This is a genomic window from Noviherbaspirillum sp., from assembly GCF_035944575.1.
Taxonomy (GTDB): domain Bacteria; phylum Pseudomonadota; class Gammaproteobacteria; order Burkholderiales; family Burkholderiaceae_D; genus Noviherbaspirillum.
Genome location: NZ_DASZBA010000209.1, coordinates 1 through 10980, shown reverse-complemented (window position 1 = coordinate 10980; position 10980 = coordinate 1). Strand labels below are relative to the sequence as shown.

Annotated in this window: 11 protein-coding genes and 1 pseudogene; 8 read left to right on the top strand and 4 right to left on the bottom strand. The window is 59.0% G+C overall.

Annotated elements, in window-relative coordinates; all coding sequences use genetic code 11:
- The 3 genes and pseudogenes from VGU61_RS16935 to VGU61_RS16925 form a co-directional block, all read right to left on the bottom strand.
- Positions 1 to 328 (bottom strand): annotated as a pseudogene (locus VGU61_RS16935) (type II/IV secretion system protein); the annotation flags it as partial.
- Positions 329 to 381: 53 nt separating this feature from the next.
- Complete coding sequence (locus tag VGU61_RS16930; RefSeq protein ID WP_326860382.1) at positions 382 to 1200, bottom strand: methyltransferase domain-containing protein; 819 nt, start codon at positions 1198 to 1200, stop codon at positions 382 to 384.
- 38 nt (positions 1201 to 1238) lie between these two features.
- The gene (locus VGU61_RS16925) at positions 1239 to 1712 is read right to left on the bottom strand and encodes a DNA-deoxyinosine glycosylase (protein WP_414691651.1); all 474 of its coding nucleotides are present in this window, start codon (positions 1710 to 1712) and stop codon (positions 1239 to 1241) included.
- 119 nt (positions 1713 to 1831) lie between these two features.
- On the opposite strand from VGU61_RS16925, the gene VGU61_RS16920 reads away from it, so the two are divergent.
- The 5 genes from VGU61_RS16920 (at position 1832) to VGU61_RS16900 (ending at position 8031) form a co-directional block, all read left to right on the top strand.
- The gene (locus VGU61_RS16920) at positions 1832 to 2581 is read left to right on the top strand and encodes an SDR family oxidoreductase (RefSeq protein ID WP_326860380.1); all 750 of its coding nucleotides are present in this window, start codon (positions 1832 to 1834) and stop codon (positions 2579 to 2581) included.
- Between the two features lie 10 nt (positions 2582 to 2591).
- The gene (locus VGU61_RS16915) at positions 2592 to 3383 is read left to right on the top strand and encodes an AraC family transcriptional regulator (RefSeq protein ID WP_326860379.1); all 792 of its coding nucleotides are present in this window, start codon (positions 2592 to 2594) and stop codon (positions 3381 to 3383) included.
- Positions 3384 to 3447: 64 nt separating this feature from the next.
- The gene (locus VGU61_RS16910) at positions 3448 to 3891 is read left to right on the top strand and encodes a DUF962 domain-containing protein (RefSeq protein WP_326860378.1); all 444 of its coding nucleotides are present in this window, start codon (positions 3448 to 3450) and stop codon (positions 3889 to 3891) included.
- A gap of 6 nt (positions 3892 to 3897) precedes the next feature.
- Positions 3898 to 4893 (top strand): 2-dehydropantoate 2-reductase, encoded by a 996-nt coding sequence (locus VGU61_RS16905; RefSeq protein WP_326860377.1) that lies wholly within the window; start codon positions 3898 to 3900, stop codon positions 4891 to 4893.
- A gap of 345 nt (positions 4894 to 5238) precedes the next feature.
- Positions 5239 to 8031, top strand: coding sequence for an AMP-binding protein (locus VGU61_RS16900; protein ID WP_326860376.1), 2793 nt, complete (start codon positions 5239 to 5241; stop codon positions 8029 to 8031).
- A 14-nt stretch (positions 8032 to 8045) separates the two neighbouring features.
- Here VGU61_RS16900 and VGU61_RS16895 read toward each other — a convergent pair whose 3' ends face one another.
- A complete protein-coding gene (locus tag VGU61_RS16895; protein ID WP_326860375.1) occupies positions 8046 to 8654 on the bottom strand; it encodes a TetR/AcrR family transcriptional regulator in 609 nt (202 codons plus the stop codon).
- Between the two features lie 164 nt (positions 8655 to 8818).
- Between VGU61_RS16895 and VGU61_RS16890 the strand changes: the two genes are divergently transcribed.
- From VGU61_RS16890 to VGU61_RS16880, 3 genes are all read left to right on the top strand, one after another.
- The gene (locus tag VGU61_RS16890; RefSeq protein ID WP_326860374.1) at positions 8819 to 9253 is read left to right on the top strand and encodes a hotdog fold domain-containing protein; all 435 of its coding nucleotides are present in this window, start codon (positions 8819 to 8821) and stop codon (positions 9251 to 9253) included.
- Between the two features lie 31 nt (positions 9254 to 9284).
- Complete coding sequence (locus tag VGU61_RS16885) at positions 9285 to 9761, top strand: acyl-CoA thioesterase (RefSeq protein WP_326860373.1); 477 nt, start codon at positions 9285 to 9287, stop codon at positions 9759 to 9761.
- A gap of 555 nt (positions 9762 to 10316) precedes the next feature.
- Complete coding sequence (locus VGU61_RS16880) at positions 10317 to 10832, top strand: 2'-5' RNA ligase family protein (protein WP_326860372.1); 516 nt, start codon at positions 10317 to 10319, stop codon at positions 10830 to 10832.
- Positions 10833 to 10980 lie beyond the last annotated feature (148 nt).

The following is a 10980-nucleotide window of genomic DNA, read 5'->3' as shown; positions in this document are numbered from 1 at the left end:
CATAGGTCGCCGACATGACGTCGGCGACCTTGGTGAAGTCGACTTTCAGCGGGTCGATGCGATAAAAGGGCAGCTTGACCTTGCCCGCCATCCATTCGGTCAGCCAGTCGAGAGTAAGCTGGCGGTGCGGCGGCTGCGCAGACTGCAACTTGGCCTGGGCCACGGCGGTCAGGGGATGCATCGGCGTCCCGGCATTCTTCAGGATGGCCTGGGTCTGATTATAGAAAGCCTTGGCATTGCCCCGGTCGATCACGCCGTCGGATACCAGCCAGGTAAAAATCTGCTGCAGGTCGAGCGTCCGGGGAACTGCTTTTGTCGTGGAATTCACTGTCGATGCCCTTAAGCAATATCTGCATCGATGTTAACACACGGCCATTGCGCTCATTCGCCGGTTTGCGCGGTTTTCAGGCCGTTGACCCACGATTTGGCGGGAAGCTTTGTGCTTTGGACAATCTGCGCAGCGCGTTCATACAGCGCAGGGAAATCCAGCGTGACCGGCGTCTTGAAGGCCAGGGCGACCACATTGCCGTCGTGGACCTCCGGCAGGCAGAGGATCTGCCGGAACGCGGTGCGCATGGCCTTCAGGTTCTTCGCATAGCTCGGATGATCCCCGAACAGGTTGACGGTCATGATGCCGCCGGGCGACAGGCAGTCGGAACAGGCGGCATAGAACTCGGGTGTATCCAGCACCGGTCCCTTGGCGGTGGCGTCGTACAGGTCGACCTGCAGCACGTCGACTTTGCCATGGTTGGCGGCATCGTTGACGAAATCCATCGCGTCCATTTCGATCACGGAAAGCCGTTCATCGTTGGACGGCAGCTTGAACATGCTGCGGCAGATCGCCACGACAGACGGATTCAGTTCCACCGCCGTCACACGCGCCTTCGGAAATTGCCTGTGGCTGAACTTGGTCAGCGCGCCGGTCCCCAGACCAAGTTGGACAATATGCGCCGGTTCGGCATTGAAGAGCATCCAGGCCATCATCTGCTGGGCATATTCAAGCTCGATCCAGTCCGGCTTGCGGATGCGCATCGCGCCCTGCACCCATTCGGTGCCGAAGTGCAGGTAACGCACGCCTTCCTGTTCGGACAGGGTGACCGGTGCGAACTTCGGCTTGCGGGGCGGCTTCGGCGTGTCGGTCTTGCCGGGGCCGGCTTTGCGGTTGGCTTGGGCTTCGATGGATTTACGTTTGATGAGCATGTCGGGCCGGCAATGCCGCATGGAGAAAGCCAGCGATTTTACAGAACGATCCGCTTCCAGACAGCCAGTTTCTGCTCGAACGACCATTGGGCATTGGCGGGCGACGACGACGGCAGCACCAGCGTCTCGAAGCCGGCGGCGGCGAATTGCGGCTCCAGCTTGCCGGAGGTCTTGCCGTTGAAGCAGACCCGTGCAAGCTGCGGGCAGTCGTGCTTGAGGGCAGCAAAATCGTTTGCCTGCGCCTGGCGGATCGATGCATCCAGGCTGCCTTCGCGCTGGCAGGCGGCGATCGCATCCCACAAGCCGATCCGGTGCGCGAGCAGGCGCTGCAGCCGCTTTTCATAGGGCAGCGTAACCAGATCTTCCGCGAGCACGGCGGAAAGGAGCTTCCAGAAATGGTTGCGTGGGTGCGCATAGTATTGTTGGGCGCCGAGTGACGCTTCGCCGGGAAAGCTTCCGAGCAGCAAAACGCGGATGTTGCGGTCAAGGACAGGCGCGAGGCCGGTCAGCAGGGGCAGGTCGGTGGCGGGCATAACGGTATTTTACTGATGCCCCGGCAGCGGTTATGCTGCGCTTGAACAAGTAAGAGGCGTAATTCCCAAGCGCACCCATCAAACGGAGACAAACCGGCATGGACAGCAAAATCCTTATCATCACCGGCGGCAGCCGCGGCATCGGCGCCGCTACCGCCCGATTGGCTGCGGCGCGCGGCTATGCGGTGTGCATCAGTTTCCTGAATAACCGGCCTGCGGCCGACGAGGTGGTTGCGGCCATCGAGCAGGGCGGAGGCCGGGCGCTCGCGGTACAGGCGGATGTGGCGCAGGAAGCGGACGTGCTGCGGCTGTTCGAGACCGTGGACCGGCAACTGGGAAGGGTGACGGCATTGGTGAACAACGCCGGTGTCCTGGAGCGCCAGATGCGGCTGGAGCAGATGGATGCGGCGAGGTGGAACCGGGTGTTTGCCGCAAACGTCATCGGCAGTTTTCTGTGCGCCCGCGAAGCGGTGCGCCGGATGTCGACGCGGCAGGGCGGGGCTGGCGGCGCGATCGTCAACTTGTCGTCGATCGCCGCAAAGCTGGGCGCGCCGGAGGAATACGTCGACTATGCCGCATCCAAGGGAGCGATCGACAGCATGACCATCGGGCTTGCGAAAGAGGTGGCGGCCGAGGGCATCCGCGTCAATGGCGTGCGACCGGGCGTCATCTATACCGATATCCATGCCAGCGGAGGAGAACCCGGCCGGGTTGAGCGGGTAAGAAATGCGGTGCCGATGAAACGCGGCGGCCAGGCGGAGGAAGTGGCGCAAGCGATACTCTGGCTGTTGTCGGATGAATCATCCTATACAACCGGCACGCTGGTCGATGTTGCCGGTGGCCGGTGATCAAGGCGCAATGACCCGCAACCCGCCATCCCATCCTGCAATCGGTTCCGCCAGTCTGTTTCTGTGGCATGGCCGCGCCCTGGTGGTTGGTCCCGGCATCGATTCGATACCGCATGCCCATTTCGCCGCGCAGATCACCGTGGCGCTGGAACGTCCATTCCGGGTCCGCCTCGATGCAGGTTCGCCATGGATATCGACGCAAGCAGCAATTTTCGCGCCCAACCAGATGCATCAGCTGGATTGCGGCGGGGCCATGCTCGCGCATCTCTTCGTCGATTCGCCCCAGTGCCGGCAAGCCATCTCGTCAGTGTGCGACGCAGGATATTGCCAGGGACCGGAATTTTCGGAAGTGATGGCGGCGCTGCAAACGGCACGGCAAAGCCGGCTGGATATCGATGCGGCGGAGCGGGCTGCGAAGCGTTGGCTGGATTGCGCAGTGCCTCAGGCGGTGGAACCTGCCGCCCTTGATCCGCGCATTTCGGCGGCCCTCGCATGGATCGGCGACCACCCCGGCGAAACGGTGACCGGCGAATCGCTCGCTGTTCAAGCGCATCTGTCTGAAAGCCGCTTCACCCACCTGTTCCGGCAGCAGACCGGCTTGCCGTTGTCGCGCTATCTGCTTTGGTCGCGCTTGCTGTGGGCGGTGGAGGCGGTGGCTGGCGGCGAAGATCTGACCGCGGCTGCCCACATTGCCGGATTCGCCGATCTGGCACACATGAGCCGCACCTTTCGCGGCACCTTCGGCGTGGTGCCGTCGGAATTGCGCAAGATGACGATTGCGTTCAAGCGGGAAGGGCAATGAGCGTCTAAGATGATTTCATGCCGCATCACGTCGAATTGCGGCTTCAAAACATCAGGAGACCGTCATGGAGCATGTTGCACACCGCCAGATCGATACGCTGCTCGCCAAATATTCCGAAAGCCATCTGAACCACACCAATGAAATCATTCATTTCATCTGCGTTCCCGCCATCGTGTTTTCGCTGCTTGGCATGATCTGGGCAGCGCATCCGCTCGCGGCGGTGGGCGTAACCCTGGTTTCCCTGGTGTACTACTGCACACTGTCGGTGCCGTTTGCCATCGGCATGCTGCTGATGGCGGGCGCGATGCTGTGGATACTGTCGCTGCTGCCGCAAGGGATGGTGCTGCAGTTGTCGATCGCGATTTTCGTGGTGGCATGGATCGGGCAGTTCATCGGTCACAAGATCGAAGGCAAGAAGCCGTCCTTTTTCGAGGATTTGCGCTTCCTGCTGATCGGGCCGCTGTTCGTGCTCGGATTCCTGTATCGCCGCCTGCGTATTTCCTATTAACCCAGGATGAAGATTGCTGTCTTCGGCGCCGGATCGATTGGCGTCTATGTCGGCGGATCGTTGCTTGCCGCAGGCGGTGACGTGGTGCTGATCGGGCGCGCATCGGTTCGCGACCGTATCCTCCGCAATGGGCTGGTGCTTACCGATCTGCACGGGAAGAAAATATCAATGGCGGCTTCCGACGTGCGCTTCGAGCAGGACGCCGAAGTGCTTGCCGATGCGGACCTGATTCTCGTTACCGTGAAGAGCGCGGATACGGCATCGGCAGCAGCATCCATTCTGAAATACGGCAAGCCGGGTGCATTGGTGATCAGCCTGCAGAACGGTGTTGGCAATGCCGAGGTATTGCGCCTGCCCGACTGCACGGTATTAGGCGGCATGGTGCCGTTCAATGTGGCGCAGTTGCCGGACGGCCGCTTTCATCGCGGCACGGAAGGCGAATTGATGGTTCAGGCGTCACCCGCCTTGGCACGCTGGCGTGCGCTGTTCGCCGCAGCCGGGCTGCCGCTGATTGAGCGTGAAGATTTCGCCGAGGTGCAATGGGGAAAGCTGTTGCTCAATCTGAACAATCCTGTCAATGCATTATCCGGTTTGCCATTGCATGCACAGTTGTCCCAACGCAGTTATCGCCGCTGCCTTGCGCTATTGATGGATGAAGCATTGTCGGTACTGCGCATTGCCGGCATCAAACCGGCGAAGATTGCCCGCGTTGCCCCGGTTCTATTGCCGACCGTGATGCGTTTGCCTGATCCGTTTTTCAAGCGGCTGGCGGCGGCCATGCTGCGCATTGATCCGCAGGCGCGCTCATCGATGTGGGAAGACTTGCAAGCGGGACGCCGTACCGAGGTCGACTATCTGAACGGCGCAGTGCTGAAACTTGCACAAAGCCGTGGCCGCGATGCGCCTGCCAACAGGCGCGTTGTGGACCTTATTCGTGCAGCCGAATCGGGCGAGCATCAGTCTCTTGATGGCGATGCACTGTATCGTGCGTTGACCATGTAGAGACTGAATGGTAACCGCTGCTGATTCAGATATAACAATCTTTCCCATCTGGCAAATCGTTTTGAATCACGCAAAGCGATCTGCGCGGCGGCCCTCCGTTTGTCGTGGAAGAATTTACTCGCGCATCGTTCGATATTCCATGGCATCACGCTGCAATCGTACCGGGTGACATACGGAAACCAGGAATGTTTGCAGGTTGTATTGGACGACTATGGCATCGTAATGCTGCATTGAAGTGAGTCGTATCGCTTCGGTCGGGTGTTACATTCTGCTATCAGAACCAGATTTATCTACAGTCGGTCTAACCAGCCCGGCTTGGAAAAACTTTGTTTTGATAGGTGATGCATGGTCTCATGGTTTCATTTGTCGGACACGACAGAGCTGGACTTTGACGGTCCGGTCGACAGAGAATTCCTTCCATTCAATGAAGCATTGATCGATACACCGATCATCAATCTTTTTCGTCGAGCAGCAGAGCATCATCCAGATCGACTTGCCATTACGGACAGTACGCGCAGCCTGAGTTATCGAGGAGCAAGCCGCCATGTTCAATCGCTCGCGCAAAGACTCGAGTCGTGCGCCCCGGCCGGGCGGCCCGTCGGCATCCTTCTGCCGCACAACGCACTGTTTCCAGTTGCCGCGCTCGCATGTCTTGCCGCGAATCGACCTTATGTGCCGATTGATTTGAAGTATCCGCCGGCGCGAATCGATGCAATCATTCGTGAAGCCGGCGTGGGTGCCGTGATTACCGATGCGGCCGAGGCTTCTGGCTGTCACCATGATCTGATCCCGGCCGATGTGATTTCCGTCGATGTGCTGGCGAATGAGGAAACAACATCGGATGCCGGGATGCAAGAGGCAGTGTCCAGGGAAGACATGCCGGCAATCATTCTTTATACTTCCGGCAGTACCGGAAAGCCCAAAGGCATATGCAACAACCAGCATGCCATTCTTCAACGTGTCAGTGAGTACACCAATTCCTGCCATGTCAATGCGGACGACCGCTTCATCCTGTTGAGTTCCCCTGGTACGATTGCCGGAGAGCGCGAGATGTTCACGGCGCTGCTCAACGGCGCCTCGCTGCATGTCACCGATCCGCAATTGGACGGCATTCACTCCGTGCTCAATGCCATGGCCGAGCGGCATATCACCATCGGATACGCCGTGCCGTCCTTGTTGCGCGTGATGCTGCGCCTTCCGGGTGCGCAACAGGCGTTCGCCGACATGCGGGTGCTACGTATCGGCGGCGACATTACCCTCGACAGCGACCTCGCGCTGTTCCGGAAAATTGCACCGCCCACCTGTCATTTCTTTGCCAGTTTCAGTTCCACCGAGACGCCGGCCGTATTCCAATGGTTCGTTCCTCATGACTGGATGCCCAGCGGTCCACGCGTCCCGATTGGTCGCCCTCGGCCCGGCATCGATTTCGCCATCCTCGGCGATGACGGGCAGCCGGTGCCCGAGGGCGAGTTGGGTGAACTGGTTGTGCGCAGCCGCTATCTCGCACTTGGTCAATGGCAGGAGGGCCAGCTGACCGCCGGTCCCTTCCGCACCGACCCGTCGAACCCGCTCGCCCGCATCCTGCATACGGGTGACATGGTGAAGCTGCGTGAGGACGGCTTATGGGAGCTCATCGGGCGCAAGGACCGGCAGATAAAAATCAGGGGATTGCGTATCGATATGGGCGAAGTGGAGGCGGCGCTGCGCAGTGTGCACGAGGTGGCGGATGCCGCCGTGACGGCACGGCGCAGCGGGGAGGAGGTCAGCGGACTGGCAGCATTCGTCGCGCCGGTCGCGGGGCTTGAAAAACATGAACCAACCGGTGAACTGCTTGAAAAACTCAAGGCCGCATTGCATGCGCGTGTTCCGCAATACATGCATCCGGCATGCATCCATATCGTCGACCGCATTCCACAGCTTCCGGGATTCAAACCCGACGTCAGTGCCCTTGAAGCGCTGGACCGGCAGCGGCAGGAAGAAGAGCAGCAGGAAAAGCAGGCGGCGCGGACCGCAGCCAGATCAAGCCAGGATGAGATGCCCAGCATCCCTGCGCTGAATCGGCAGTACGGCGATGGTTTGCTCGATGCGCGCATCGCCCAGGCGGTGAGGCATGCCTGGACTACGGTCGCTGGATCGAAGTCGTTCGAGGCCGGCGAGACATGGTCCGAGACAGGTGCGGACTCCTTGAAGGCAATTGAGTTCTGGTTCTACATCGAAGACAAGCTCGGCTTCAAGTTGCCGCTGGATGCGCTGGATGAGGACGTGACGCCGGCGCAGCTTGGCGCCGCAATCAGGAATTATCTGAGCAATTCCGGAACGAAGCGGGAAAGCGTCGACACCGACGCGCCGCTGGTGTATCTCCTGCCGGGAATTCAAAGCGATGACCCTTCGCTGGTGCGCTTTCGGGCTGCGTTCGGCGACAAGGTCCGCTTCCGGACGCTGGACTATCCCGGATGGCGGCAAACGCTCAATGACGGCCGTGAATTCGACGCCATCGTGGATTATGTGTACTCGACGATCTGCGCCGAACCCGAATGCGACACTTACCGCATCGCCGGTTATTCCTTTGGCGGCATCGTTGCGTTCGAGGTTGCCCGCCGACTTGTACAGTCGGGGCGGCCGGTAGGCTTTCTCGGTTTGCTGGATGCGCGCCGATGGGATCTGGCGCACGCCGATTCGGTCAACCAGCTTGAAGGGGCGACGCCGGGGAGGATGCGGCTGCCAGTGAACATGTGCAAGCTGGCCGTCACGAAATGCATCAAGCACCGCATCTTCACGCCGCTGTCCCTTGTCGAACGCAGCCTCATGCAGCGGCCGACCAAGCTTTCGTTCTGGTTCAAGCGGCAACTTACCAAGGAACTGCGCTACCAGGCGCTACGGCAATGGACGCCCACTTCGCTGGATGTGCCGACGGTGCTGTTTCTGTCCGATGACCACTGGCCCGGCGAACCAGCGGATCACGGCTGGGAAAACGTATGCCGGCGGCTCATCAAGGTGCATATCGGCGGAACACATGCGACCGTCATCCAGCCGCCGCAGCGCGATGCATTGTGTGAACACTTTCTCGATACGCTGACGCGGTTTCCGACATCCACAACCGCGCCGGATCTGCCGGAATTCAATCTGAAAGCAGGGTGACCAGCCGAACTACTTCAAAGCTTCAGAGCATTCCAGGCCGCGTCGGCGAACACTTCACGATGTACGCGAATGTGCGATTTCACCCTCCCGGCGAGCCAAAGCCGCGCATAGTCGTGGGCCGGGCCGATGATCAGTGACGGATAGCATTCCAGCGGCACGTCCTTCAAGGATCCGCTGTCGCGGTATGGCTTAAACCAGCGCAGCGCCTGTGATAAATGAGATTTCGTCTGCGCTTCCAGCTCGCCGGCGGCATCGCTCCTGACGACGGCGCCTCGGTTGTACAGAACGAAGCGCGCCTTATCCGGATTGTCGGCCACCCAATCGATATACGAATGAACGATCGCTTTCACGCCTTCCTCCGCATCGCGCGCTTTCGATAAATAATCCTCCCGAGCCTCATGGTAACTCTGCATCGCCTGCACATAGATGGCGGCCGCAATGCTTTCCTTGTTGCCGAAGTGGTGATACAGGCTGCCTACACTGGCGGCGGAACGCTCGCGGATCATTTCGATGGTAGTGGCTTCCACGCCGTTCTCGATGAAGCAACTCAATGCGGCATCAAGGATCTCTTGTTTCCGGCTCTTCTTTTCCGGCTGCTGGGCGGGCTTGTTGTATGTAGTCATTGCAATCAACGGTTTGACTAGAATAATATTCTAGAATACTATTCTACTTAATAAGCGCGGTGCCGTTCCCGGCATTTCGTTAAACCGCACCTTATCGCAACCCGCGCCTGAAGGTAAAGCCGCATGATTCCGCCGCCAGCGCAGTCAATCAAGGAGAGTGCACTATGAACCAGACCCTTAGCCTGTACCAGAGCATGGGCAACCAGAATTTCAGCAAGGCAGTCGTCAATTTCGCCCCTTACTTCGGCACCATCGATCCCCAGTTCACCATGCTGCGGCCCGGCTATGCGGAAGTGACGTTCGCTAACCAGCGTTCGGTGCATAACCATATCGGCACGGTGCACGCGATCGCCTTGTGTAACGCCGCCGAACTCGCCGCCGGTACCATGACGACCGTATCGATTGCCGACGGGCGGCAGTGGATACCGGTGGGCATGTCGGTCAAATACCTGGCCAAGGCAAAAACCGATATGCGCGTCGTCGCCGACGGTGCGAATGTGGACTGGAGTACCGTCGGCGACGTCGAGGTTCCGGTTGATGCCTTCGACACCGAGGGAAAGCGGGTCTTCACCGCGAAAATCATGATGAATCTGAAATGATGGCAAGAGCGACGCCATCGGGGAGCGGCGCATGAACCTCGTCTTTCGCCTTTTGTATGTTCTGGTGCTGTCGCTATTCCGGGAGAGGCTGCCGCTCGCTGCCGTGGAAAGCCGTCTCGGCCTTCGCACGATGCCGAACGATCTCGACGTCAATCTCCATATGAATAACGGGCGCTACCTGACTATCTGCGACTTGAACCGGGTTGATCTGTTCATCAGGACCGGCCTGCTGAAGGTGATGCTCAAGAAGAAGTGGATGCCGATGGTGGCCGAGCACACGATGATTTACAAGAAGCCATTGAAACTGTTCGAACGCTTCGATGTGTCGCTGGCCGTCACGCATTGGGACGAAAAATTCTTTTACATGCGTCACACCTTCGAATCAGGCGGACGCATTATTGCGGAAGGCACATCGAGAGCGGTGGTGCGAGCCCGCGACGGCGTCGTGCGGCCTGATGATGTGCTCGCCGCCGTGGCTGAGATGAGGGGCCTGGCGTTGCAGCAATAACCGTGTCGCGCGGTCGCAAGCAGGACGGTCCCGTTCCCCGTCGATCGCTTCAGCGCTGGCAGGCAGATCGACGCGCATGGGGTGAACAGGCTGTCATCGGAAGCGGCCAAGATGTAATTCAACACAAGACGAGGGCATTCGCATCCGAGTCCGGTATTGCACAAGGGTAGTGTTCCAAAGCATGCTTATGGATGTTTCGACCTGCCCATCCGTGACCGGAAGATGCCGGCACGCAGGTACGGCATTGGTGGCATGATGGCCGCATCGTGCGGCACGATGCGCGGTACGCCTGCCCCTTGATGGCCTTATACTGGGACATCCCTGAGGCGACCTCATTCGCCGTGTGAATGAAAATGTCGACCTGGTAAATGCTGGTTCGGGAACGACCCGACCTGATTTCACAGGACAGGGCAGGCTAGTCCAGCCTTTGGATGTTAGTCAACTCCACATTGCTTGGTGAGCTGATGCCGAATGACATAGCGGCGCCCGCTTGTTCACTGAATCGGACTCATCGATATTTTTCATCTAGTCGGGCTGACCGAGATTACGCTTATCGTGAACGATAACTTACCGCTCATTGTGACGCTCAAGCTTGATGCTGACAGTTTCAAGCGGCTCGACGCGATGCGTAAGGACCATTTTCCGCCCGAGCGGAACTTTCTGACCGCCCACCTAACCTTGTTCCATGCACTTCCCGGCAAAGAACAACCGGCTATTTGTGACTGGTTGAATCAACTTTGCATTGAAACAGCACCGTTTCGCCTCGAATTTCCTCGCATCCGGATGCTTGGCCGAGGCGTCGCAGTTGACGTTGCAAGTGCCGAATTGCAGCGCTTGCACACCCAGCTCGCGCAACGCTTCAGTGCATGGTTGACGGCCCAGGATCGACAATCATTCAAACCGCATGTAACCGTTCAGAACAAGGTGTCACCGCAGCAGGCGCGTGACCTATTTGATTCACTTCGACTGGCGTGGACGATGGCACCGGGTACAGGGGAAGGGCTATTGTTGTGGCAATACCTCGGTGGTCCATGGAAACACATCGCCGAGTTCTCGTTTTCGGGCAGCTAGTATCTCTTCAGTTCCGGGCGTGACCAATTCTGCAGAGAGGACTGGTAAGAGACGCTTGCCAGACAGGCATATGTGTTCACTACATCGTGCTGGTGGGATGGTTGCGTCACCACCGGGCTTCCTGTATCAGGATGAATTGCATAATCGT

Coding starts and splice junctions, on each gene's coding strand:
- VGU61_RS16910 (WP_326860378.1), top strand. CDS start 3,448: ATGGAGCATGTTGCACACCGCCAGATCGATACGCTGCTCGCCAAATAT.
- VGU61_RS16900 (WP_326860376.1), top strand. CDS start 5,239: ATGGTCTCATGGTTTCATTTGTCGGACACGACAGAGCTGGACTTTGAC.
- VGU61_RS16920 (WP_326860380.1), top strand. CDS start 1,832: ATGGACAGCAAAATCCTTATCATCACCGGCGGCAGCCGCGGCATCGGC.
- VGU61_RS16905 (WP_326860377.1), top strand. CDS start 3,898: ATGAAGATTGCTGTCTTCGGCGCCGGATCGATTGGCGTCTATGTCGGC.
- VGU61_RS16890 (WP_326860374.1), top strand. CDS start 8,819: ATGAACCAGACCCTTAGCCTGTACCAGAGCATGGGCAACCAGAATTTC.
- VGU61_RS16915 (WP_326860379.1), top strand. CDS start 2,592: ATGACCCGCAACCCGCCATCCCATCCTGCAATCGGTTCCGCCAGTCTG.
- VGU61_RS16885 (WP_326860373.1), top strand. CDS start 9,285: ATGAACCTCGTCTTTCGCCTTTTGTATGTTCTGGTGCTGTCGCTATTC.
- VGU61_RS16895 (WP_326860375.1), bottom strand. CDS start 8,654: ATGACTACATACAACAAGCCCGCCCAGCAGCCGGAAAAGAAGAGCCGG.
- VGU61_RS16930 (WP_326860382.1), bottom strand. CDS start 1,200: ATGCTCATCAAACGTAAATCCATCGAAGCCCAAGCCAACCGCAAAGCC.